The following is a 23,230-nucleotide window of genomic DNA, read 5'->3' as shown; positions in this document are numbered from 1 at the left end:
AGAAGGAAGTACGGTCTCTTCTCCGACGTAACGCCGTGACGCGGGGTGTCCGGTCTGGATCGACGCTATGCCGCATGGAGAGAAAGGCGGGGGGTTATCGGCCAATTCCGACGTCCGCGGTGTCTGTGACGCTTCTCTCGGCGCGCCGTGCGCCTCCCGCGTCCCCGGCACCCCGGCCGCCGTGCCGGACGCCTGCGGCGCCCTTTCCGACCGGCCCCGCCTGCGAGGATCAGCGACCGCCGCCCGGTCACGGATGTCGTCCGTGCTCACCGGGCGCAGAGCAGGGACGAGGACGCCCCCGCGAGGTATCGCGCTGATCACGCCACCAGGCTATCGCCCAGGACGGGGGGCACGTCATGAGCCGTATGTGTACAAAACAGGGGGCGGAACTTTGACGTTCTGCACAGGGGCAAAAGGGGCGATGCCGTGCAGGCCCGTCGGTGCGAGCATGGCTGTACGAGCAGCGAGCACGGCTGTACGAACGGTACGGGGCCCCTTGGCAAGGCCTTCGACCTCGGGCACGTTGCCAGAAGCACCCGACGGAGCCGTCCGCACGACCGAGGGGAGCACGGCGAACATGACGCAGAAGATCCTGATCGTCACCGGCGACGCGGCCGAATCACTGGAGGTCCTCTACCCCTACCAGCGCCTGCGCGAGGAGGGCTACGAGGTCCATATCGCGGCCCCCACCCGCAAGACGCTCCGCTTCGTCGTCCACGACTTCGAACCCGGCTTCGACACCTACACCGAGAAGCCCGGCTACACCTGGCCGGCAGACCTCGCCTTCTCCGAGGTCGACCCAGGTGACTACGTCGCCATCGTCATCCCCGGCGGGCGCGCCCCGGAGTACCTTCGCAACGATCCCGAGCTCCGCAAGATCCTCAAGTCGTTCTTCGACACCGACAAGCCGGTCGCCCAGATCTGTCACGGTCCCCTGCTCACAGCCGCGGTCGACGCCCTGCGCGGGCGGCGCGTCACGGCCTACCCAGCGCTGGAGCTGGACATGCAGGCGGCCGGTGCCACCTTCCAGGACGCCGAAGCGGTCGTCGACGGCACCCTCGTCTCGTCCCGCGCATGGCCGGACCACCCCGGCTGGATGCGTGAGTTCCTGACGGTGCTGCGCGCGAAGGCGCCGGTGACCTGACGACAGTTCGGTGCGGCGCCGCGAGGGGCGCCGCACCGCTCACGCCGCCAGCCTCTCGGCCTCCGCGACCGCCTCCTCCAGCGTGTCGACCACCGGTACACCGGCCTCCTCGAGGCTGGCGCGGCTGTGGGAGCCGCCGGTGTACAGAACGGCCCGAGCGCCGACGTGGAGGGCGGCGACCGCGTCGTCCGCGGCGTCCCCGATCACCACCGTGCGCGCCGGCTCCACGCCGTCGAGCGCTCGTATGTGCCGGACCATGTGCTCGGCCTTGCTGCCGCCGGAGGGCCCGGTCCGTCCCTCCACGCGTACGAAGTGGGCCTCGATCCCGAACCCCCGGACCAGCGGGACGAGTTCGTCGTGGACGTACATGCTGAGGATCGACTGGCTGCGGCCCGCCGACCGCCACCCCGCGAGCAGGTCCGCCGCGCCTTCTGTGAGCCCGCAGCGGATCCGGTGCCGCGCGTAGTACCGGTGGAAGACCTCGTCCATGACCTCCCACTCGGTGTCCGTCGGCAGCCGTCCCATCAGCCGCTCGTAGAACTTGGGCACCGGCACGCAGTACAGCGCCCGGTAGCGCTCGAGCGTGATCGGCTCCAGACCGAGCTCCGCGAAGGCCGCGTTCGTCGCCCCGATGATCGCGTCATTGTCGTGGAACAGCGTCCCGTTCCAGTCCCAGACGATGTGCGCGTTTTCGTACATCCCCATGCGGAAAACGTACCCGGCCCCACTGACAACCATCGGAGCAGCGGCACCGGGAAGGGGAGAACGCCAGGTCAGTCGCCCAGCCCCAGCAGATCAGGAATCTCCTGCGTCGCATACCAGAGCAGCTCGTGGTCCTCGGCGCCGTCCACGACGAACTGCGCGTCGTCGTCGCCGCGGTCCGCCGCCTCCAGCGCCTGGGCCGCCGCGGTCACGTCCGCCTCCCCGTCGGCCGCGTCGGCGTGCACCGCGGCCGCCTCGGACAGCGGCACGGCCCCGGCGATCCGCACCTCGCCGAGCGCCTCCGGGTCGAGGGCCCGGTCGGGATCGGCAGCCGCTGCGCCGTCCGGTACGTCGACCGCCACGACCACCCGTCGCCGCGGCGCCCCGGGGTCCGCCGCCAGCAGCCGCAGCGAGGCCAGCGCGGACCGGCTCAGTGCCGCGTACTCCAGTTCCTCGATGTCGTCGGAGAGGTACCACTCGCGCAGCGCGGGCGTCACGGCGTACGCCACGAGCGGTCCTGCGCCCAGCTCGCCCGTCTTGTACGCCTCGGCGAGACCGGAGAGGGTCAGGGGGACGTAGACGCGCATGGCGAGCCGCTTTCGTAGTCGGTAAGGGCGGCCGGACGGCCCGTGGCAGGGCCTGGCGGAGATCGGTCCCGCGCCTCCGGCGAGTCACCCCAGGATACGTGGGGGCGTCCCCCTTCGGGCCCCGTCGCACCCTCCGCCACCGTCAACCGGGATGCCTGCAGATCACCCGGTACACCCCGGCCGCTCCACGGATTCCTGCCTCGCTCCTCACCCTGATAGGTGAACCCTTCGGCCGTTGCGCCGCGCCCCCGGCTTCGTTGCGAGCCCGGTCCCCCACCCCGTACAAGATCCCCACCGAGAAGTTACCGACCGGTATCCGCCGGTCCCGCGAAACGGGGATCCCGCATGAACAAGGTGATGACCAGGAACAAGGCGATGACCAGGGTCGAGCGCCGCCCGGGCGGCCGCCCGCCGGTCCGCCACGACACCCGCCGCCCGGGTGGCACCCCCCGCCATACGGCACCGGGCCGGGGCACGTCCCGTACGACCGCTCCCGGCGCCCGGAGCCAGGCGGAGCCGGTCCCCCAGGTCCGACCCACCGATGTCTTCGCCGACCGTCTCGTGTCCGTGCTGAGCGGTCAGCGGCCGGTGCACAGCATGCTCCGCCACACCGTCGGACGGGCCTACGACGAGCTGGCCTGGCTCGCCGAACGCGGTGCGCTGCGCACTCGTGGCACCCGCCCCGTCGTCCGCGACATCGGCTACTACGTCCCGCGCCCCGGAGCCATCGAGGCCTTCGCCCGCATCGGCGCGGGCGACCAGCTCCGCGCGATGGCGTTCCGCCTGGAGTGCGGCCCGGACCACCGCTGGCGCTGCACGGCGGTGGAGCTGGGCGGGCCCCGGAAGCCACAGGTGGAGGACGACTGACGCACACGAGCACGAGCGGCCGGGCACCCTCGGATGCCCGGCCCCTCACCACGGCTGTGTCACCCGCGGCACCGTCACTTCTTGCGGCGCCGTCCGCCCTTCGCCTGCTTGCGGCGCTCCGCGCGCGTGAGGCCGTCCGCCTCCGAGCGCACCGGCTCGTCGTCGCTGGCGAAGTCGCCCTCGACGATGCCGCCCTCACCGTCCACGGTCGGCGCGGAGAAGTGCAGCCGCTCACGTCGCTGCGGAGCGTCGAGCCCCTTGGCACGGATCTCCGGGCGGGCGGCCTGCGCCGCCACCGCCTCTTCCTTCTCCAGGGACGGCTTCGCGTCCTCGACGGGGACCTCCTCGACCTGCTGCTCGACCTGGACCTCCAGGTTGAACAGGTAGCCGACGGACTCCTCCTTGATGCCTTCCATCATCGCGGTGAACATGTCGAAGCCCTCGCGCTGGTACTCCACCAGCGGGTCCTTCTGCGCCATCGCGCGCAGGCCGATGCCCTCCTGGAGGTAGTCCATCTCGTAGAGGTGCTCACGCCACTTGCGGTCAAGGACCGACAGCACGACCCGGCGCTCCAGCTCACGCATGATCTCGGAGCCGAGCTGCGCCTCACGCTCCTCGTACTGCTCGTGGATGTCGTCCTTGATGGACTCGGCGATGAACTCGGCGGTCAGCCCGGCCCGGTCGCCGGCCGCCTCCTCCAGCTCGTCGATGGTGACCTTCACCGGGTAGAGCTGCTTGAAGGCGCCCCACAGCCGGTCCAGATCCCACTCCTCGGCGAAGCCCTCGGCGCTCGCAGCGGCGACGTACTCGTCGATCGTGTCGTCCATGAAGTGGTGGATCTGCTCCTGCAGGTCCTCACCCTCCAGGACGCGGCGCCGCTCGCCGTAGATGACCTCACGCTGCCGGTTGAGGACCTCGTCGTACTTGAGGACGTTCTTCCGGGTCTCGAAGTTCTGCGTCTCGACCTGCGACTGGGCCGACGCGATCGCGCGCGTGACCATCTTGTTCTCGATCGGCACGTCGTCCGGCACGTTCGCCATCGACATGACGCGCTCGACCATCTGGGCCTTGAACAGGCGCATCAGGTCGTCGCCCAGGGAGAGGTAGAAGCGGGACTCACCGGGGTCGCCCTGACGGCCGGAACGACCGCGCAGCTGGTTGTCGATGCGGCGCGACTCGTGGCGCTCGGTGCCCAGCACGTACAGACCGCCGAGCTCCTCGACCTCGTCCTTCTCGGCCTTGACCGCCTGCTCGGCCCGCTCCAGGGCGGCGGGCAGCGCCCCCGCCCACTCCTCGATGTGCTCCTCGGGGTCGAGCCCGCGCTGGCGCAGCTCGGCCTCGGCGAGGTCCTCGGGGTTGCCGCCGAGCTTGATGTCCGTACCTCGGCCGGCCATGTTGGTGGCCACGGTCACGGCGCCCTTGCGGCCGGCCTGGGCGACGATCACCGCTTCGCGGTCGTGCTGCTTCGCGTTGAGCACCTCGTGCTGGATGCCCCGCTTGGCGAGCTGCTGCGAGAGGTATTCGGACTTCTCGACCGAGGTCGTGCCGACCAGGATCGGCTGGCCCTTCTCGTGCTTCTCCGCGATGTCGTCGACGACCGCCTCGAACTTGGCGACCTCGGTGCGGTAGATCAGGTCCGACTGGTCCTTGCGGATCATCGGCTTGTTGGTCGGGATCGGGACCACGCCGAGCTTGTAGATCTGGTGGAACTCGGCGGCCTCGGTCATCGCCGTACCGGTCATGCCGGAGAGCTTCTTGTAGAGGCGGAAGAAGTTCTGGAGGGTGATCGTGGCGAGCGTCTGGTTCTCGTCCTTGATGTCCACCCCTTCCTTCGCCTCGATCGCCTGGTGCATGCCCTCGTTGTAGCGGCGGCCCGCGAGGATACGGCCCGTGTGCTCGTCGACGATCATGACCTCGCCGTCGATGACGACGTAGTCCTTGTCGCGCTTGAAGAGCTCCTTGGCCTTGATCGCGTTGTTCAGGTAGCCCACCAGCGGGGTATTCACCGACTCGTAGAGGTTGTCGATGCCCAGCCAGTCCTCGACCTTGCTGACGCCGGACTCGTGGATGGCGACCGTGCGCTTCTTCTCGTCGACGTCGTAGTCGCCGGTCTCCTCGACGCCCTTCATCGGGTTGCCCGCCTCGCCCTTTTTCAGGCGCATGACCAGCTTGGCGAAGTCGCCGTACCACTTGGTGGCCTGGTCGGCCGGGCCGGAGATGATCAGCGGCGTACGGGCCTCGTCGACCAGGATGGAGTCGACCTCGTCGACGATCGCGAAGTTGTGGCCGCGCTGGACGAGCTCGTCCTTCGACCACGCCATGTTGTCGCGCAGATAGTCGAATCCGAACTCGTTGTTCGTGCCGTACGTGATGTCGCACGCGTACTGCTCGCGGCGCTGGGCCGGGGACATGTTGGCGAGGATGCAGCCCACGCTCAGACCGAGGAACCTGTGGACGCGGCCCATCATCTCGGAGTCGCGCTCGGCCAGGTAGTCGTTGACCGTGACGATGTGGACGCCTTCTCCGGACAGGGCGTTCAGATACGCGGGCAGGGTGCCGACGAGCGTCTTGCCCTCACCGGTCTTCATCTCGGCGACATAGCCGAGGTGGAGCGCGGCGCCGCCCATCATCTGCACGTCGTAGTGGCGCTGGCCCAGGACGCGCTTGGCCGCCTCGCGGACGGTCGCGAACGCCTCGGGCAGCAGGTCGTCGAGGCTTTCGCCGTCGGCGTACCGCTGCTTGTACTCATCGGTGAGGGCCCGCAGCTCGGCGTCGGAGAGGTCGACGAAGTCCTCTTCGAGGGAGTTGACCTGGTCCGCGATGCGGTGCAGCTTGCGCAGGATCTTGCCTTCGCCTGCACGCATGATCTTCGAGAGGACGGACACGGGGGTTTGTCTCCTTGCCGGTCGGGCCTGGGACGGTCGGTTACATATGACAGCTTGAGCAACGGCCATCGTAAGCGAGGACCCCACCGCGCCGGGAGGTCTGCCGGTGACAGCCACTAGGACAACGGACGGGCGCGGCCGAAGGTGCCGCGTCCCTGCCACGAAAAGTAACGGGCCATTCACGCGGTGACGAACCCGTCGCGACGACGGCGTGGCGGGTCGCGGAGCAGGGCGACGGGGCGGTCGCAGGCAATGGGGGTCCGGCAGCAGGCGGCGGAGGGCGGACGGCGGCCAGGTGTGAAAAGTCGTGGCGCCGTGGCGGGAGCCCGAGCAGAATCGGGCGATGGACCCCGTCACCGTGACCACCGAACGTCTCCTGCTGCGCACCGTGGGCCCGCAGGACACCGACGCGGTGTACGAAGCCGCCCAGGATGCCGACATCCAGCGGTGGACGACGATCCCGTCGCCGTATCTTCCCGAGCACGCGGAAGGGTTCGTCGGACAGATGGTGCCCGACGGCTGGGCGGACGGCTCGATGTTCACCTTCGGCGTCTTCCTCCCCTCCGGGCCGCTGGTGGGCATGCTCGGCCTGACGATGCGCTCGCTGGGCGTCGCCGAGGTCGGCTTCTGGGCAGCGAAGGAACACCGGGGCAACGGCTACATCACGGAGGCGACGCTCGGCGCGTCGCGCTGGGCCTTCACCCATCTGTCGGTCGACCGCGTGGAGTGGCGCGCGGAGGTGGGCAACGCGGGCTCCCGGGCGGTCGCGGAACGCGCGGGCTTCACCATCGAGGGCGTCCTGCGCTCCGCAATCACCAACAAGGGCGTGCGCCGGGACTGCTGGGTGGGTTCACTGCTGCCGTCGGACCTGGGGCTGCCGTCGACGGCACCGTATCTGCCGGCGCCCGCGCAGCCGTCCTGACCGCGGGCAGTCGTGCCGCCGGGTGCGGTCAGGGCCTGAAACCCCAGCTCATCGCGAGTTGTCAGTGCCACGCCCTACCGTGTGACCATGCCGAGTCTTCCACGCCCCGCCATCGAACTGACCGCCGACGAAGCCCGCCGCATCGCCCTCCGCGCCCAAGGCTTCCTCGGTGCTCCCGACCGCAAGGCGGGTGTCCGCGGCGTCCTGCGCCACCTCGGCGCGGTCCAGCTCGACACCATCTCTGTCCTCGCCCGCTCCCACGAACTCATCCCGTACGCCCGCCTGGGCGCGATAGGCCGCACGACGGTCGACTCTGCGTACTGGACCCCGTCGCCCGAGGGCACGACCGCCGCCCGGCCTCACGCGTTCGAGTACTGGTCCCACGCCGCCTGCATCCTCCCCATCGAGGAGTGGCCCCACTTCGCCTTCCGCCGCCGCGCCTACCGCTCCCGCCCGCACTGGAACCACACGCTCCCGGACGGTGTCTACGACCAGGTCATCAAGCAGCTGCGCAGCGAAGGCCCTCTCACGGCCACGGACTTGGGCGGAGCGAAGAGGACCAGCGAGTGGTGGGACTGGTCCGGCACGAAGGTCGCGGTGGAGCGCGCGCTGATGTACGGCGAGGTGGTGTGCGTCGAGCGCCGCGGCTGGAAGCGGGTGTACGACCTCGCCGAGCGCGCCGTCCCCGACGCGCTCCTCCATGACGAGCTGGACGACACCGAGTGCCTGCGCCGCCTGGTCCGCCTCGCGGGCCAGTCCCTCGGCGTCGGCACCCGCGCGGACATCGCGGACTACCACCGTCTCAAGGGCGAACAGGTCGACGCGGTGATCGCGGACTCCGGTCTGGTCCCGGTGACGGTCGAGGGATGGGGCAAGCCGGCCTGGGCGGACCCGCCGGCCCTGAAGACCTCTCCGCGCGGCCGGCACCGTACGACCCTCCTTTCGCCCTTCGACTCCCTGATCTGGGAGCGGGCGCGCACGGAGCGGATCTTCGGCTTCACGCACCGCTTGGAGGCCTATGTCCCCAAGCCGAAGCGGGTGTACGGCTACTTCGCGATGCCGGTGCTCTCCGGCGGCCGGCTGGTCGGCCGCGTGGACCCCGCCCGCGAAGGCCGCACGCTGGTCGCCAAGCAGGTCACACTGGACGATCCCAGGGCCGTCCCAGCGGTGGCCCAGGCCCTGCTGAAGGCTGCGACCTGGGTGGACTGCACGAACGTACGCGTGGAGCGGGTGGACGCCCCGGCGCTGCGCGAGCCCCTCGTCCGGGAGCTGGCCCATGCCCTGGACTGATCCCTCGCACCCAGCTGTCGCCGGGGACGCGTCCCGCTAACGAATTTCGAGGATCTTCTCCCGCATCGCATAGACCACGGCCTCCATCCTGGAGTGCAACTGCAGCTTCTCCAGGATGTTGCGCACATGGTTCTTCACAGTGTTCTCGGAGATGAACAACTCCTTGGCGATGTCCCGGTTGTTCATTCCGGTGGCGACGAGTTTGAGGACCTCAAGCTCCCGGTCGGTGAGCCGGGGCGCCGGAACCAGTCGGCGCTCGTCGGTCCGCTGGATCATGGACTTGAACTCGGTGAGGAGTTTCGACGCCATGGAGGGGCTGATCTGCGACTGACCGTCGGCGACCGCGCGAATGGCCGTGGCCACCTCGTCCGTGGAAATCTCCTTGAGGAGATAGCCGGTCGCACCGGCCTTGATCGCGTCGTAGAGATCGGCCTCTTCATCGCTGATCGTCAGCATGATGATCTTCGCGCTGGGCGCCACCTCCTTGATGGAGGTGCACGCCTCGATCCCGCCCCGCTTGGGCATCCGCACGTCCATCAGCACGATGTCGGGCAGCAGATCGGCCGCCTTGTCGACCGCCTCCGCGCCGTCCCCCGCCTCGCCGACGACCTGGATGTCCTCTTCGGCCGCCAGCACGATCTCCAGACCGCGGCGGAAGAGAGCGTGGTCGTCCACGACGAGGACACGGATGGGCTCCTTGCGTGGGGAGCCCGCCTCCGGGCCCATGCCGACGACGCCGTCGTCGGCATCCTCGTCACGCATCGGTCCGAAGCTGTCCGCCATCGTTCCTCCCCCTGAAGGCTGTGGCTGTGGGTCCTGAGCCATCGCCAACCCAAGGCAACGGCCCACCGGTTGAGCCGTTGCGGCCATGATTTCATGCCCAAGCGACAGTCAGGTGACAGAGCGCCGCGTGAAGTGGTCGCACACCGGTGCCCCTGGGGGCGCACAGGCTCACCAGGGGCACCGGTTGCAGCACTCACCCAGCGGGTTCAGCCGCCGAGAGCGCCGCCCGCGTCGGCCGTCTTCGCCTGAGCCACCATCTGGTCCGTGCTGAGGTGAATGACGCCGTAGTCGTATGCGTGCCGTCGGTAGACGACGCTGGGCTGCTTGGTCTCGGAGTCGACGAACAGATAGAAGTCGTGTCCGACCAGCTCCATTTCGTAGAGCGCCTGGTCGAGCGACATCGGGGACGCGACGTGGGTCTTCTCGCGGACGACGAGGGGGCCTTCGCCCTGCACCTCGAGCGATCCGATCTTCTTGGCCGGCACGCCGCCCGACTCCTCCTCCGGTACGACGCCGCCGTTGCCGTTGAGCGTCGCGGCGCCCGGGACGTGGTCGGGCACCTCGGCTGCCGTGAGCCTGCGCACCCCGCGACGGGTGTGGCGCTTGTCGTGCTGCTTGCGCAGCCGGGCCTCGAGCTTCTCCGCCGCCAGGTCGAGCGCCGCGTACGGATCGCGGGCCGCCGCCTCCGCCCGGATCACCGGACCGCGGGAGTAGAGGGTGATCTCCACTCGGTCGGAACGGTCGGCCTGTCGGGGGTTGGGCTCCTTGGACACCTCGACGTCCAGGCTGATCACCTTGCCATCGAGCTTCTGGATCTTGTCCAGCTTCAGCTTCTCGGCCACGTGCTTCCGGAACCGCTCGGGCACCTCGGTCTTGCGGCCCTTGACGACGATGTCCACGCAGAACTCCGTTCCCGGATCGCTCCGCATCCGTGGCGGAGCGTCTCCCTTGTGCACCAGGCTCCGATGAGCACCGGAACCTCGGACTCGGTGACTTCCACCTCCTCCTCCCCCATGGGCAAGATCTCCACCCCATCGCTACGGGTGATCGCAGAAAGCCCGCAACACGGCATTCGGATAAGCGGGGGATGGCCTGCGCCTTTCCCTCACAACCGAACATATCTCGCCCGGACGGATGTCGTCACCCTCTACTGCGGCGTACCTCCGTTCAGGTGAATTGACCTGCTCATTACCTGCAACGACGCAAGTTATGAGTCAGTTCCGGTTCATTACGAAAGATTCCGGTGAGGCGGCGACCACCGCCGCGCGAATCCGGTCTCCGAGGCCGCTCCCAGCGGCCATTCCTTGCGGCGCCCGCATCCGACGCGTCGGTGTCGTCGTCTGCACTGCTCTTCGTTCCCCCGTTGCTTCCCCTGCCGCGCGCGCATACACCTCCGCGTCCGCCGTCCGTGGCTCGGCGAGCGCCGCCAGGACCGCACGCGCCGCCTCCGTCAGCGAGGCGCCGGTGGTCATCAGGTCGTCGACGAGGACGATCCGCCCGCCGGCCAGCAGCCGGCCGCCTCTGCCTGCGACCTCCAGCGCGCCCGCGAGATTGGCCAGCCGCTGCCGGGAGTTGAGCCCCGCCTGGTCGGCCACGGCCCGTCGCTGCCGCAGCACCGCCGCAACCCGGGCCGCCGTCCCGGCCCTGCGCAGTTCTCCCGCCGCCGCGAGCGCGATCCGCCGCGCGGGATCGTGCCCCCTCGCCCGCACGGCCCGCCGTGAGGAGGGCACGGGCACAAGCAGCACGGGGACCCGGCTGCCACCGGTCCCTGACGGGCCGCTGCCGGCCCGCCGGGGCCCGGCACCCGTTGGGCAGTGGCCTCCATCGGCCGCCGCCCGACCGGTCTCGGCCCCGCACTCGGCCATCCCCGCCCGTACGGCCCCGGCCAGAGCCGTCCCGAGCGGTCCCGCGAGTGCCAGGACTCCTCGCTCCTTGTGGGCCAGGAGCGTGGCGCGCACGGCGCCCTCGTACGCCGCCGCCGCGTGCACCATCGGCAGTCCCGTCGGCTCCGGCACCGGCCGCACCCGGCGCGGTGCACTCCCGTGGAGTGCCGCGCGGCACTCAGGGCACAGCACCGCGCGCGGCCTGCCACAGCCGCCGCACTCGGCCGGTAGCACCAGGTCGGTGAGGTCCTGCCACCACCCCCTCATGGCCACCACTGTGCCAACGCCCGCAGAAGCCTGCCAGTCCTGTGGAAAACTTCCTGTGGACAACCGGCGTGCGCGCACCGGTCGCGCCCGAGGCGCGGCGCGCGGGCCTCAGGGCTCACACCGGGCCGAGCAGAGAAGGCTCGCCCGGCGGACGTGAGGCAAGTGCCGTGGCGCCGGCAGCGACTCGCCCCGTCAGCCAGGGACGGGTCACCTCGCCGGCCCGCCACGGCTCGTCCCGACGGCCCGCGCATGGCTCATCGGACGGCCGGGGACGACTGACCGGCGGTCGGGCACGACTCATCCCGGATAGACGGGGGCCGTCCCCTCCTTGACCACCTTCTGCCACTGTGCCCCGGCCGACAGCCGCACGATCCCGTCCTCCGAGTACGCCACCAGCGGCAGCCGCTCGTCCTCGGACGCCGCTATCTGCTTGACGCCCGTGAGCGAGGCCGGCGTAGTGCCCGTCGGAGTGGAGCCGTCGACCTGCACGTACCGCAGCTGCTGCACTCCGCCGGACTCACGCCCGACCACCACGAGCCGGCTGTCACCGGCCCACGACATGGCGGTGACCTCTTCCAGCTGGGGAGTCACCGAGTGCAGTTCGAGGACCGACACCGAAAGCCGCCCGCCGGTCCCGGTGTGCCGCTCGACGCGCCCGATCTGCAGGGACGTCTTACCGTCCTTCTCCACGATCAGCGCGATCCGGACGCCGTCGGCGGCCACCCGCACCGCGTCGATGCGTCCGTCCAGGCCGGGCGTGCTCGCCTCCACCGGCTCGCCCGCGCCCTTCTGCAGTATCACCAGCCGCGCGTGCTTCGGGTCGCGGTCGGCCACCCACAGGTCGCCACCGCCGTCCCAGCTCGGCGTCGTCAGCCGGTCGTCCGCCGACGCACCCTGGCTGGTCAGCACGGCGTCCCCGAGCGAGGCGCCCGAGACCAGCGAGCCCACGTACAGATACCGGCCGTCGGCCGAGACCCCGGCGGCGGAGTCCTCGTCACGCGAGACCGCGGCCGCGCGCAGCTTCTTGCCGCCCTCACCCAGCGCGCCCGGCACCGGCTCGGGTTCCTTGGAGGCGCTGCCACCGGGCAGACGGACGAGCCGCTGCTTGCCGTCGATGAAGTACTCGTAGTCGGGCCGCCTGACCGTGCCGTGCGAGGCGATGATCTCGGCCCGGTCCTCGTTCACCCGGCACAGCTTCCTGCCGTTCGACCGCTGCAGCTCCACCTGGCTCACACCCGTGGGTGTCAGGTCCTGGAGCGTGAACAGCAGCTGCGCCGCCATCCTGGCGCACTGCGTCTGCCCGACCCGGTCCGCCTTGTCGTTGAGCGGCACCGTCAGCTTGTTCTGGTCGTCGGGCGACAACGAGGTGACGCCCTTCCCGAGGGCCGTACCGGAGGGGAAGCTCGACGTCGCCACGGGGTCCAGCCAGCGCGTGGGTCCGCTCAGCAGCGAGCGGACCGTCGACGTCACAGGGTCCACCCTGCTGCGCACGTACACCGGGTCCGCGACGGTGCTCAGCTGTCCGTTCGCCGCGGCGGGCACGTTCGCGGCGTAGTAGTACTTGTTGACCGACAGGTAATTGCGCTGGAAGTCGGACTTGCCCATCACCACACCCTGCGGCAGCGAGTCGATGCGCCACTGGTTGGTCTTCTTCTCAAGCGTGAGGTGCACAGTCCTGCTGTACGTCCCCGAGTCCGGAGAGTACGCGTGCTGCTCGTCGACCAGGGCGAGCTTGCTGCCGGTCAGCGTGTACGCGTAGTCGTCGTCCGCCTCCCGGCTCCCGCTGTGGTTGGGCACGGTGTTCGGCCCGTCGGACAGCACCGTCGTGGACTCGTCCGGGTTCCACCGGCGCCGGGCGCCCTCGGTCAGATACTTGCGCGCCGTCTCGTACTGCGGGTCGTCACTGGTCAGCGCCTCCAGGAAGCCCTGCACGATCTCCGAGGGCCCGGCGTCCTCGCGCGGTGGCATGGCGAAGACGCGAACCTGGGTGTCCTGCCGCGGCGTGGACTCGACCCCGCTCAGACCTCCGCTGTCCGGCATCGAGGCACACCCGGTCAGCAGTACGGCGCAACAGCCGACGTAGACCCCGATGTGCAGCGCACGTCGCCGGCCGCCCCCCTCAGCGCCCACCCCATGCCTCCCCTTGCTCACGCTCGCCGGTTCCGCCGACGCCCTGCGACGGTTCCTGTGTGCTGTCGTCCGGGCGCCGTACGGCCCCGGTGGGCCGCGGCACCACACGCGCGCCGTTTCCGGGCAGCGCGGTCGGATCGGCCGTCGGCGTCACCGCGGCCATCCGGTGTGCGATCGGGTCACGTGCCGGCACCTTCTCGCTCGTGGCCTGCCTGGGCACCGTGGCGAGCCTGCCGGAGCCGCCCTGCGGCAGACCGGCGTCGTTGAGCCCGCGATTGCGCCGTGAGTCCATGGGCTCCAGTGGTATCGGAGACCCTCGCAGCGGCTCGTCAGCGGTCCGGGGCAGTGTGAGCCGGAACTGCGAACCCCCGCCCGGCTCCCCCCACGCCTGCAACCAGCCGCCGTGCAGGCGCGCGTCCTCCAGGGCGATGGACAGCCCCAGGCCCGTACCCCCGGTCGTACGCGCGCGTGCCGGGTCCGCCCGCCAGAAGCGGCTGAACACCCGGGTCGCCTCGCCGGGCTTGAGCCCCACTCCGTAGTCACGCACCGCGACCGCGACCGCGCCGCCCGCCGAGGCGAGCTTGACGGTGACATCCTTGCCCTCGCCGTGCTCGACCGCGTTGACCACGAGGTTGCGCAGTACGCGCTCGACGCGCCGGGCGTCCGCCTCGGCCACCACGGGCTGCTGGTCGCCGACGACGCGTATCTGCGTGCCCTTGCGCTCCGCGAGCGGCTCGGCGCCGCTCACCACCCGACGCACGACCTCGCGCAGATCGATCGGCTCGGCCTCCAGCGCCGCCGCGCCCGCGTCGAAGCGGCTGATCTCCAGCAGGTCGGCGAGCAGCGACTCGAACCGGTCCAGCTGGTCTGCAAGCAGCTCCGCCGACCGTGCGGTCACCGGGTCGAAGTCGACGCGCGCCTCATGGATGACGTCGGCCGCCATCCGCACGGTCGTCAGCGGCGTACGCAGTTCGTGCGAGACGTCAGAGACGAACCGCCGCTGCATCCGCGACAGATCCTCCAGCTGCTGGATCTTCAGCTGCAGGTTCTGCGCCATCTTGTTGAAGGCCTCGCCCAGACGCGCGATGTCGTCCTCACCGGTGACCTTCATACGTTCCTGCAGACGCCCGGCGGACAGCCGTTCGGCGATGCCCGCGGCCATCCGGACGGGGGTGACGACCTGGCGCACCACAAGCCAGGCGATGGCCCCGAGGAGCACCACCACGAAGAGCCCGGCGGTCGCGAGCGTCCCCTTGACCAGGCTGAGCGACTTCTCCTCCTGCGCGAGCGGGAAAAGGTAGTACAGCTGGTACGGATGTCCGTTCGGGTCGTTGATCTGCTTGCCGATGATGAGCGCCGGCTGCGGTGCGCGGCCGCTGTCGGTGTAGACGATGCGGGTATAGCTCTGGGCGACGCCCATGCCGGCGTCGAGACGCTTGCGCAGGTCCTCCGGAACGCTCTGGCTCGGGTCCACCCCGCCCGACGCGCGCGGCCCGAGTCCGCGGTTGTCGTTGTCCGCGGCCGTCGTGCTCAGCGTGACCACGTCGAAGGCGCCCTGGCCACCGCTGGAGAGCGACTCGACGAGGTCACCCATCCACCCGCTGACGTTCTGCACGGCGTTGCTGCCGCTGCCCGGGTTCTCGTCACCGCCGCTCGCACTGGCCGCGCTGTCCGCCTTCTGCCCAGCTACCGTGAAGCCGCCCACGGCCTGGCTCTGCGACGCCTTCACCTTGGCGTCCAGCAGACCGTTGCGCACCTGTCCGATGACGACGAAACCCAGCAGCAGCACCACACCGAGCGACATCAGCAGCGTCGTGACGACGATCTTGAGCTGGATGTTGCGCCGCCACAGCCGCATCACGGCCAGCAGCGGACGACGCACCCAGCGCATGACGAGCCGGAGGACCGGGCTGCCCTGGACACCGCCCTGAAGCAGCCCGCCCTCGAAGAACCGTTCCCAGCCGGAGCCCCGCCGCCCGACAGGCCGCCCCGGACGGTCTCCCGGCCGACCGGGCGCCGAAGCGGCACTGTCCCGCGACATGTCAGCTGGGTCCGGCCTTGTAACCGACACCACGAACGGTCACGACGATCTCCGGCCGCTCCGGGTCCTTCTCGACCTTGGAGCGCAGCCGCTGGACGTGAACATTGACAAGACGGGTGTCCGCCGCGTGGCGGTAGCCCCAGACCTGCTCGAGCAGGACCTCCCGGGTGAACACCTGCCACGGCTTGCGCGCCAGGGCCACCAGCAGGTCGAACTCCAGCGGCGTCAGCGCGATCGACTGCCCGTCCCGCTTCACGGAGTGACCGGCCACATCGATGACCAGGTCGCCGATGGCGAGCTGCTCGGGCGCCGGCTCCTCCGACCTCCGCAGCCGCGCCCGGATGCGGGCCACCAGCTCCTTCGGCTTGAACGGCTTCACGATGTAGTCGTCCGCGCCCGACTCCAGGCCGACCACCACATCCACGGTGTCGCTCTTGGCCGTGAGCATCACGATCGGCACGCCTGACTCCGCCCTGATCAGACGGCACACCTCGATGCCGTCCCGCCCGGGCAGCATCAGGTCGAGCAGCACCAGGTCGGGCTTGGTCTCACGGAAGGCGGCCAGCGCCTTGTCACCGTCGGCTACGAAAGACGGCTCAAAACCTTCACCACGCAGCACGATGCCGAGCATCTCGGCCAGTGCGGTGTCGTCGTCGACGACAAGGACTCGTCCCTTCATGGACCACATCATCCCATTAACTAAATCGTTACCTGGCGTGACCTGTCACACAGCGCCGCGAGGGCCTCGGCAGTCACGGGCGACACGATCCCCTCTTCGGTGACGATGGCCGTCACCAGTTCCGGCGGCGTCACATCGAACGCCGGGTTGTACGCCTGGGTCCCCAGGGGTGCCACCGGTATCCCGCCTCCCGCTTCCGCTCCCGCCACCGGCACTCGAGGAGCCGTGACCTCCGTCACCTCGTGACCGGCCCGCTGCTCGACCTCGATGGACGCTCCGTCCGGCGTGTCCAGATCCACCGTCGTCACCGGCGCCACCACGATGAACGGCACGTGGTGGTACCTGGCCAGCACGGCGAGCGGATAGCTCCCCACCTTGTTCGCCACCGAACCGTCGGCCGCGATCCGGTCCGCCCCGATCAGTACGGCATCCACCTCTCCGGACGCGAAGAGCGAGCCCGCCGCATTGTCCGTGAGCAAGGTGTACGCCATCCCGTTGCGGGCCGCCTCGTACCCCGTCAAACGAGCACCTTGCAGCAACGGCCGCGTCTCGTCCACCCACAACCTGCGCAGCCGCCCCGCCCGGTGCACCGCGAGCGCCACCGCGAACGCCGTGCCCTCCCCGCCGGAAACCAGCGCTCCGGTGTTGCAGTGCGTGAGCACCCGGTGCCCGCCGCCCGGCAGCAGCTCGTCCAACAGCGCCAGACCGTGCTGCGCCATCCGTGCGCTGGCCTCGGCGTCCTCCCGGTGCAGCGCGCGCGCAGCGGCGAGCGCCGCCTCGGCGGCCTGCTCCTGACCGCCGCCGGCGAGCGCCACCCGGTACGCGGCCTGGGCCCTGCGCACGCCGACGGCCAGGTTCACCGCGGTGGGCCGGGCGCCCGCCAGCGCGGCGGCGGCCTCGTCCACGTCGAAACCGCGGGCGGCGGCGAGTGCGACACCGTACGCCCCGGCGATCCCGAGCAGCGGCGCTCCGCGCACCGCGAGGGTGCGGATCGCGTCCACCAGCGCGGGCGCGTCCGTGCACACGAGCTCGACTTCCTCGGCAGGCAGCCTTCTTTGGTCGAGAAGCACCAGTACGGGCCCTTCGGGTGGCTCGTCCCAGCGGATTGCAGGTATCTCCGCCGGCTTCTTGTCCTCGCCGGATTGCGCGTACTGATCAGCCATGCGGTCAGTCTGCCCCGTACTGGGCCGACAATTGAAGGCGTCCAGCAGGCTCTCCCCCCGGTCCCTTGACGGACGCAGCGTGGCACGATGGCTGCCAACTCGCCGCCGCGACCGCGGACGGGCACCGTGAAGGAGCGACGATGAAAGACACTCCGGGCTGGGCCTCGCCCGGATCTGCCCCCTCCGACGGACAGCAGGGCGCCTCCGGCGCGCAGCCCCCGGAGCAGCCCTCGGACCAGGGCGGTGCCGATCAGGCGCAGCCGCCGACGAATTGGTCCAAGGACCAGCCCCCGCCCGGACAGTGGACCGCTCCCCATCCTCACGGGCCCGGCCAGACCCCGCCACCGCCTCCGCCCGGCCCGGGGTGGGGCGCCGGCTGGGGCGCCCACCCTCCCGCCGGTCCCGGCGGCCCTGCAGGCCCGGGCACCGGATACGGCGGCTGGGGCGGCCCTGTCGGCGACCACGGGGCATGGGGCGGCACCTGGGGCCCGCCACCCGCGGCCAAGCCCGGCGTCATCCCGCTGCGACCGCTCGGCGTCGGCGAGATCCTCGACGGCGCGGTCTCCACCATGCGTACCTACTGGCGCACGGTCCTCGGCATCTCCCTCGCCGTGTCCGTCGTCATGCAGATCGTCGTCCTCCTGGTCCAGAAACTCGTCCTGGACGACAGCACCACCACGAACACCCTCAACGACCCCAACGCCTCCGTGCGCGAGCTGAGCCGGGCCATGGGCAACGCGATGGTGAGCTCCGGCGTCGTCCTGCTGATCGTCCTGCTCGCCACCATCGTCGCGACAGGGCTGCTCGCGCCCGTCACCAGCCAGGCGGTGCTCGGCAAATCGGTGAGCGCGCAAGCCCGGCGCCATTCCCGCCCGCAGCTGGCCAGGCTGATCGGCCTCACGCTGCTGCTGCCGCTCATCGCCCTCGTGATCATCGCCGTGGGCACGCTGCCCGGCATCCTCATCGCCGCTACCGCCTCGACCGCCGCCGGCGCCTCCTTGGCCGTTCTCGGAGGTCTCGGCGCCGGGGTGCTCGCCCTGTGGATCACGACCCGCTACTCCCTCGCCCCGCCCGCGCTGACACTGGAGAAACAGAGCATCCGCAAGTCGATGAGCCGCTCCGCGAAGCTGGTGCGCGGCGCCTGGTGGCGCGTCTTCGGCATTCAGCTGCTCGCCCAGATCATCTCGGCCATCGTGGCATCGCTCATCGTGATCCCGTTCGTCATCCTCGCCGGGACGCTCAGCGGCGACGGCATCAGCAGCCTCGTCAACGGCACCACCGACAGCGTCGGCTGGACGTTCCTCATCGTGAGCGGGATCGGCTCGGTGATCGCGCGCATGCTGACCTTCCCGCTCACCGCCGGCGTGACCGTGCTCCTCTACATCGACCAGCGCATCCGCCGCGAGGCCCTCGACCTGGACCTGGCCCGCGCCGCCGGAATCCAGGACTACGGCTCCGGCGCCCCCCGCACCACACCCGGGAGCTGATGCGGTGAGCCTGACGGGGGGAGTACTGAGAGTCGTACCGGTGCTGTGGCGCTCGGGCGACGAACCACCGGTGACGATCTCACGCGACCCGGCGCGGGAGGCGGCCCGGCGTGAGCTGTCCAAGCGGATGTACCACGAGAACGATCCCGGACTGCTGCAGCGCGCCCTCAACGCCTTCTGGGACTGGCTCGCCCGGCTCTTCGGGGCCGCCTCGACCGCGACACCCGGCGGCTGGGTGGGCCTCCTCGCCATCGTCCTCGCGGTCCTGGCGCTCGTCGGGGCCCTGTGGTGGCGCCTCGGCACCCCGCGGCGCACGCCCACCACGTCCGCCACGCTCTTCGACGACCGCCCACGAAGCGCCGCCGAACACCGCGCGGCCGCCGAGGCGCACGCCGCCCAGGGCCACTGGAACCAGGCCGTCCAGGAACGCATGCGTGCGATCGTCCGCTCCCTGGAGGAACGCGCCCTCCTCGACGTACGCCCCGGCCGCACCGCCGACGAGGCCGCCTCCGAAGCCGGCCGCACCCTGCCCGAGCACGCGGACAGACTGCGCACCGCCGCACGCGACTTCGACGACGTCACATACGGCGGCCGGGCCGCGGGCGAAGGAACGTACCGCCGGCTCGCCGCCCTCGACGACGACCTGGAGCGCACCAAGCCCCAGCTGACCAGCAGCTCCCACGCTACGGCCCCCAACGCCCGCCAGGGAGCCGCCGAATGACCACCGAGGCCACACTTCCGTCCACCTCTGCCTCGCCCACCGCGCGCCAGGTCTGGACCCGGGCACGCGGTGTCCTGCTCGCCGTCGCCCTCCTCCTGATCGGCGCGCTCACGATCGCCGTCATCCGCTCCGACACCCATCACGGCAGCCTCGACCCGCGCTCCGCCGACCCCTACGGCAGCCGCGCCGTCGCCGCACTCCTTGCCGACCGGGGAGTCTCCACGCGCGTCGTCACCACCCTCGACGAGGCGCGCAGCGCTGCGGCCCCCGACACCACGCTTCTGATCGCCGTGCCCGACCAATTGACGCACCGTCAACAACAACTGACCTACCAGGCGATGAAGGACTCCGGCGGCCGGACGATCCTGATCGCCCCCGAGGCATCGGTCGGCACCCTCGCCCCCGGGGTCTCGGTCAATCCCGCCATCAGCTTCGACTCCACCCTGGACCCCGGCTGCGAGCTGCCCGCCGCCAGGCGAGCGGGTACCGCCGACACGGGCGGGGTCCGCTACGTCACGAGCGCCGACCGCGCCGACACCTGCTACCCCAGCGACGGCCTGCCCACCCTGGTGCGCCTTCCGGCCACCTCCGGCGCCGGTGACACCGTCGTCCTCGGCGCGCCCGACATCCTCTACAACAAACGTCTCGACAAGGAGGGCAACGCCTCGCTCGCCCTCCAACTGCTCGGTTCCCGCTCCCACTTGGTCTGGTACCTCCCCTCGCTCTCCGACGCCTCGGCCACCGATTCGGGCCGCAAGAGCTTCCTCGACCTGCTCCCCTCGGGCTGGCTCTGGGGCACTTTGCAGCTCTTCATCGCCGCAGCCCTGGCCGCCCTCTGGCGGGCACGCCGACTCGGCCCGCTGGTCCCCGAAAAACTCCCCGTCGCGATCCGCGCCTCCGAAACCGTCGAAGGCCGCGCCCGCCTCTACCGCAAGGCGGACGCTCGCGACCGCGCGGCCGCCGCTCTGCGCTCCACCACCCGCACCCGCCTCGCTCCCCTCGTAGGCATCCCCCTGGCTCAGGCGCACACACCCGAAGCCCTGCTTCCCGCGCTGTCCGCGCACCTCCACGGCGACGGACAGTCCCTGCACTCCCTCCTCTTCGGCCCGCCGCCCGGCGACGACGCGGCCCTGATCGCCCTCGCCGACCAACTCGACGCCCTCGAAAGAGAGGTACGCCGTCCATGATGGACCCGACCACTGACAACGCCGGGTACACCAGGGACGCGGGCACCGCCCGCGCCTCCCTGGAGGCCCTGCGCGCCGAGATCGCCAAAGCCGTGGTCGGCCAGGACCCCGCCGTGACCGGCCTCGTCGTCGCCCTCCTCTGCCGCGGACACGTACTCCTTGAAGGCGTCCCCGGGGTCGCCAAGACACTGCTCGTACGCGCACTCGCCTCCACGCTCGAACTCGACACCAAGCGCGTCCAGTTCACACCGGACCTGATGCCGAGTGACGTCACGGGCTCCCTCGTCTACGACGCCCGGACCGCCGAGTTCTCGTTCCAGCCCGGCCCTGTGTTCACCAACCTGCTCCTCGCGGACGAGATCAACCGCACCCCGCCCAAGACACAGTCCTCCCTCCTCGAAGCCATGGAGGAGCGCCAGGTCACGGTCGACGGCACCCCGCGCCCGCTCCCCGAACCGTTCCTGGTCGCCGCGACGCAGAACCCCGTCGAGTACGAGGGCACGTACCCCCTTCCAGAAGCCCAACTGGACCGGTTCCTCGTCAAACTGACGATCCCTCTCCCCTCCCGCCAGGACGAGATCGACGTCCTCACCCGCCACGCCGCGGGCTTCAACCCGCGTGATCTGCGCGCCGCCGGCGTGCGCCCCGTAGCGAACGCGTCCGACCTCGAGGCCGCACGCGCCGCCGTCGCCAAGACGACGGTCTCCCCGGAAATCACCGCCTACGTCGTGGACATCTGCCGCGCCACCCGCGAATCCCCGTCCCTCACCCTCGGCGTGTCACCGCGTGGCGCTACGGCCCTGCTCGCGACGTCCCGCGCCTGGGCCTGGCTGACGGGCCGCGACTACGTCATCCCCGACGACGTGAAGGCGCTTGCGCTTCCGACGCTCCGTCACCGGGTCCAACTCCGCCCGGAAGCCGAGATGGAAGGCGTGACCGCCGACTCGGTCATCAACGCGATCCTCGCCCACGTCCCCGTGCCCCGCTGATGCCACTCACCGGACGCGCCGCCCTCCTGGCGGCACTCGGCACCCTCCCGGTCGGCATCTGGGAACCCGGCTGGACGGGCATCCTCGCCGTCAACGGCCCACTCGCCCTGGCGTGTGCCTGCGACTTCGCGCTGGCCGCACCCGTACGCCGGCTGCGTCTGAGCCGATCCGGCGACACATCGGTACGCCTGGGCGAAGCGGCCGACGTGACGCTCACCGTCACCAACCCCTCGGGCCGCACGCTGCGCGCCCGTCTGCGGGACGCCTGGCCGCCCAGCAGTTGGCAGCCCGGAACCGAATCGGCCGCGTCCCGCCACCGTCTGACGGTCCCTCCGGGTGAACGCCGCCGTCTGACAACCCGTCTGCGCCCCACCCGACGGGGCGACCGGAACGCGGACCGTGTCACCGTCCGCTCCTATGGTCCGCTCGGTCTCTTCTCCCGCCAGGGCTCGCACCAGGTCCCGTGGACCGTAAGGGTCCTGCCGCCTTTCACGAGCCGCAAGCACCTTCCCTCCAAACTGGCCCGCCTCCGTGAACTCGACGGCCGCACCAGCGTGTTGACCCGCGGCGAGGGCACCGAGTTCGACAGCTTGCGCGACTACGTCCCCGGGGACGACACCCGCTCCATCGACTGGCGTGCGACGGCGCGCCAGACGACGGTCGCGGTGCGCACCTGGCGCCCCGAACGCGACCGCCACATCCTGCTGGTCCTGGACACAGGCCGCACCTCGGCCGGACGGGTCGGCGACGCACCGCGCCTGGATGCCTCCATGGACGCGGCTCTCCTGCTGGCCGCGCTGGCCTCCCGGGCCGGCGACCGGGTGGATCTTCTCGCCTACGACCGCCGGGTACGCGCACTGGTCCAGGGCCGTGCAGCTCGCGAAGTCCTGCCGTCGCTGGTCAACGCCATGGCGACGCTGGAGCCGGAACTCGTCGAGACGGATGCCCGCGGCCTCACGGCCACCGCACTCCGCACGGCACCGCGCCGTTCCTTGATCGTCCTGCTGACCACCCTCGACGCGGCCCCCGTCGAGGAGGGACTCCTGCCGGTACTGGCCCGCCTCACCCAGCGTCATACCGTTCTGCTCGCATCGGTGGCCGACCCCTACATCGCTGGTATGGCGACGGCCCGGGGAACCACGGAGGCGGTGTACGTGGCAGCGGCAGCGGCCCAGGCTCGGACGGAGCGCACACGCACGGCCGAACAGCTGCGCCGCCGTGGGGTCACCGTCATGGACGCGACGCCGGAAGATCTGGCGCCGGCGCTGGCCGATGCGTATCTGGCGCTCAAGGCGGCGGGCCGACTGTGAATCCGACGGGCATTTGACGGGCACATGTGGGTTCAAGGGGTGCACATGTGGGTTCGAGGGGGTGGGACTCCTTAACGAGCCGGAAATGCCCGAAAACGCAGAAAACCCCGCACCATACGGTGCGGGGTTCCTCAAGATTTGTTCGGCGGTGTCCTACTCTCCCACAGGGTCCCCCCTGCAGTACCATCGGCGC

At 70.6% G+C, this 23,230-nt stretch carries 19 protein-coding genes; 9 read left to right on the top strand and 10 right to left on the bottom strand.

Annotation, left to right across the window (positions count from 1 at the left end):
* Window positions 1-577 precede the first annotated feature (577 nt).
* A complete protein-coding gene (locus ACZ3TS_RS15185; protein ID WP_467617795.1) occupies window positions 578-1,144 on the top strand; it encodes a DJ-1/PfpI family protein in 567 nt (188 codons plus the stop codon).
* 39 nt (window positions 1,145-1,183) lie between these two features.
* On the opposite strand, the gene ACZ3TS_RS15180 is transcribed toward ACZ3TS_RS15185, so the two are convergent.
* On the bottom strand, window positions 1,184-1,849 hold the full coding sequence (locus ACZ3TS_RS15180; protein WP_467617792.1) for an HAD family hydrolase: 666 nt from the start codon (window positions 1,847-1,849) through the stop codon (window positions 1,184-1,186).
* Window positions 1,850-1,917: 68 nt separating this feature from the next.
* Window positions 1,918-2,433 carry a DUF6912 family protein gene (locus tag ACZ3TS_RS15175; RefSeq protein WP_467617789.1) on the bottom strand — a complete coding sequence of 172 codons (516 nt, stop codon included), beginning with the start codon at window positions 2,431-2,433 and terminating at the stop codon, window positions 1,918-1,920.
* Between the two features lie 345 nt (window positions 2,434-2,778).
* Here ACZ3TS_RS15175 and ACZ3TS_RS15170 point away from each other — a divergent pair, with 345 nt between their 5' ends.
* The gene (locus ACZ3TS_RS15170; RefSeq protein WP_467617787.1) at window positions 2,779-3,300 is read left to right on the top strand and encodes an Rv3235 family protein; all 522 of its coding nucleotides are present in this window, start codon (window positions 2,779-2,781) and stop codon (window positions 3,298-3,300) included.
* Window positions 3,301-3,374: 74 nt separating this feature from the next.
* Here ACZ3TS_RS15170 and secA read toward each other — a convergent pair whose 3' ends face one another.
* Complete coding sequence (gene secA / locus ACZ3TS_RS15165) at window positions 3,375-6,185, bottom strand: preprotein translocase subunit SecA (RefSeq protein WP_467617784.1); 2,811 nt, start codon at window positions 6,183-6,185, stop codon at window positions 3,375-3,377.
* A gap of 343 nt (window positions 6,186-6,528) precedes the next feature.
* On the opposite strand from secA, the gene ACZ3TS_RS15160 reads away from it, so the two are divergent.
* Window positions 6,529-7,107, top strand: a complete 579-nt coding sequence (locus tag ACZ3TS_RS15160; RefSeq protein WP_467617781.1) for a GNAT family N-acetyltransferase — start codon at window positions 6,529-6,531, stop codon at window positions 7,105-7,107.
* 87 nt (window positions 7,108-7,194) lie between these two features.
* Complete coding sequence (locus tag ACZ3TS_RS15155; RefSeq protein WP_467617778.1) at window positions 7,195-8,397, top strand: winged helix-turn-helix domain-containing protein; 1,203 nt, start codon at window positions 7,195-7,197, stop codon at window positions 8,395-8,397.
* A 36-nt stretch (window positions 8,398-8,433) separates the two neighbouring features.
* Here the strand turns inward: ACZ3TS_RS15155 and ACZ3TS_RS15150 are convergent, their stop codons facing one another.
* The 7 genes from ACZ3TS_RS15150 to mtnA all read right to left on the bottom strand — a co-directional run bounded on the left by ACZ3TS_RS15150 (window position 8,434) and on the right by mtnA (window position 17,343).
* Window positions 8,434-9,180: a response regulator gene (locus tag ACZ3TS_RS15150; RefSeq protein ID WP_388374518.1), complete on the bottom strand. Its 747-nt coding sequence runs from the start codon at window positions 9,178-9,180 to the stop codon at window positions 8,434-8,436.
* Window positions 9,181-9,386: 206 nt separating this feature from the next.
* Window positions 9,387-10,079, bottom strand: coding sequence for a ribosome hibernation-promoting factor, HPF/YfiA family (hpf, locus tag ACZ3TS_RS15145; protein ID WP_467617775.1), 693 nt, complete (start codon window positions 10,077-10,079; stop codon window positions 9,387-9,389).
* A 315-nt stretch (window positions 10,080-10,394) separates the two neighbouring features.
* Window positions 10,395-11,330 carry a ComF family protein gene (locus ACZ3TS_RS15140; RefSeq protein ID WP_467617773.1) on the bottom strand — a complete coding sequence of 312 codons (936 nt, stop codon included), beginning with the start codon at window positions 11,328-11,330 and terminating at the stop codon, window positions 10,395-10,397.
* Window positions 11,331-11,627: 297 nt separating this feature from the next.
* Window positions 11,628-13,460 (bottom strand): LpqB family beta-propeller domain-containing protein, encoded by a 1,833-nt coding sequence (locus ACZ3TS_RS15135; RefSeq protein ID WP_467617770.1) that lies wholly within the window; start codon window positions 13,458-13,460, stop codon window positions 11,628-11,630.
* Window positions 13,450-15,501 carry an MtrAB system histidine kinase MtrB gene (gene mtrB, locus ACZ3TS_RS15130; protein ID WP_467617768.1) on the bottom strand — a complete coding sequence of 684 codons (2,052 nt, stop codon included), beginning with the start codon at window positions 15,499-15,501 and terminating at the stop codon, window positions 13,450-13,452. Before mtrB ends, ACZ3TS_RS15135 begins: the two co-directional genes overlap by 11 nt.
* Before the next feature lies 1 nt (window position 15,502).
* Entirely contained in the window at window positions 15,503-16,192 is a 690-nt protein-coding gene (gene mtrA, locus ACZ3TS_RS15125) for a two-component system response regulator MtrA (RefSeq protein WP_199836122.1), read from the bottom strand.
* 8 nt (window positions 16,193-16,200) lie between these two features.
* Window positions 16,201-17,343, bottom strand: coding sequence for an S-methyl-5-thioribose-1-phosphate isomerase (gene mtnA / locus ACZ3TS_RS15120; protein WP_467617764.1), 1,143 nt, complete (start codon window positions 17,341-17,343; stop codon window positions 16,201-16,203).
* 140 nt (window positions 17,344-17,483) lie between these two features.
* Between mtnA and ACZ3TS_RS15115 the strand changes: the two genes are divergently transcribed.
* From ACZ3TS_RS15115 to ACZ3TS_RS15095, 5 genes are read left to right on the top strand one after another with little or no spacing between them, the layout of a single operon-like run.
* Window positions 17,484-18,830, top strand: coding sequence for a hypothetical protein (locus ACZ3TS_RS15115; protein ID WP_467617763.1), 1,347 nt, complete (start codon window positions 17,484-17,486; stop codon window positions 18,828-18,830).
* Window positions 18,831-18,834: 4 nt separating this feature from the next.
* Window positions 18,835-19,551, top strand: a complete 717-nt coding sequence (locus ACZ3TS_RS15110) for a DUF4129 domain-containing protein (RefSeq protein ID WP_467617760.1) — start codon at window positions 18,835-18,837, stop codon at window positions 19,549-19,551.
* Complete coding sequence (locus ACZ3TS_RS15105; protein ID WP_467617759.1) at window positions 19,548-20,738, top strand: DUF4350 domain-containing protein; 1,191 nt, start codon at window positions 19,548-19,550, stop codon at window positions 20,736-20,738. The genes ACZ3TS_RS15110 and ACZ3TS_RS15105 overlap by 4 nt, the downstream gene beginning before the upstream one ends.
* On the top strand, window positions 20,738-21,727 hold the full coding sequence (locus ACZ3TS_RS15100; RefSeq protein WP_467617756.1) for an AAA family ATPase: 990 nt from the start codon (window positions 20,738-20,740) through the stop codon (window positions 21,725-21,727). Before ACZ3TS_RS15105 ends, ACZ3TS_RS15100 begins: the two co-directional genes overlap by 1 nt.
* Window positions 21,727-23,037, top strand: a complete 1,311-nt coding sequence (locus ACZ3TS_RS15095) for a DUF58 domain-containing protein (RefSeq protein WP_467617753.1) — start codon at window positions 21,727-21,729, stop codon at window positions 23,035-23,037. Before ACZ3TS_RS15100 ends, ACZ3TS_RS15095 begins: the two co-directional genes overlap by 1 nt.
* The last annotated feature ends 193 nt before the right edge of the window (window positions 23,038-23,230 follow it).

It is taken from the genome of Streptomyces sp. NPDC022910 (genome assembly GCF_055561075.1).
The sequence above is the reverse complement of the archived record's forward strand: the minus strand, read 5'-3'. Positions and strand labels throughout refer to the sequence as shown.

Excerpts from the sequence above, each read along its gene's own strand:
- ACZ3TS_RS15175 (WP_467617789.1), bottom strand. The coding sequence starts at position 2,433 with ATGCGCGTCTACGTCCCCCTGACCCTCTCCGGTCTCGCCGAGGCGTAC.
- ACZ3TS_RS15180 (WP_467617792.1), bottom strand. The coding sequence starts at position 1,849 with ATGGGGATGTACGAAAACGCGCACATCGTCTGGGACTGGAACGGGACG.
- mtnA (WP_467617764.1), bottom strand. The coding sequence starts at position 17,343 with ATGGCTGATCAGTACGCGCAATCCGGCGAGGACAAGAAGCCGGCGGAG.
- ACZ3TS_RS15150 (WP_388374518.1), bottom strand. The coding sequence starts at position 9,180 with ATGGCGGACAGCTTCGGACCGATGCGTGACGAGGATGCCGACGACGGC.
- ACZ3TS_RS15115 (WP_467617763.1), top strand. The coding sequence starts at position 17,484 with ATGAAAGACACTCCGGGCTGGGCCTCGCCCGGATCTGCCCCCTCCGAC.
- ACZ3TS_RS15185 (WP_467617795.1), top strand. The coding sequence starts at position 578 with ATGACGCAGAAGATCCTGATCGTCACCGGCGACGCGGCCGAATCACTG.
- mtrA (WP_199836122.1), bottom strand. The coding sequence starts at position 16,192 with ATGATGTGGTCCATGAAGGGACGAGTCCTTGTCGTCGACGACGACACC.
- ACZ3TS_RS15155 (WP_467617778.1), top strand. The coding sequence starts at position 7,195 with ATGCCGAGTCTTCCACGCCCCGCCATCGAACTGACCGCCGACGAAGCC.
- ACZ3TS_RS15170 (WP_467617787.1), top strand. The coding sequence starts at position 2,779 with ATGAACAAGGTGATGACCAGGAACAAGGCGATGACCAGGGTCGAGCGC.
- ACZ3TS_RS15160 (WP_467617781.1), top strand. The coding sequence starts at position 6,529 with ATGGACCCCGTCACCGTGACCACCGAACGTCTCCTGCTGCGCACCGTG.
- mtrB (WP_467617768.1), bottom strand. The coding sequence starts at position 15,501 with ATGTCGCGGGACAGTGCCGCTTCGGCGCCCGGTCGGCCGGGAGACCGT.
- ACZ3TS_RS15140 (WP_467617773.1), bottom strand. The coding sequence starts at position 11,330 with ATGAGGGGGTGGTGGCAGGACCTCACCGACCTGGTGCTACCGGCCGAG.
- ACZ3TS_RS15105 (WP_467617759.1), top strand. The coding sequence starts at position 19,548 with ATGACCACCGAGGCCACACTTCCGTCCACCTCTGCCTCGCCCACCGCG.
- ACZ3TS_RS15100 (WP_467617756.1), top strand. The coding sequence starts at position 20,738 with ATGGACCCGACCACTGACAACGCCGGGTACACCAGGGACGCGGGCACC.
- ACZ3TS_RS15095 (WP_467617753.1), top strand. The coding sequence starts at position 21,727 with ATGCCACTCACCGGACGCGCCGCCCTCCTGGCGGCACTCGGCACCCTC.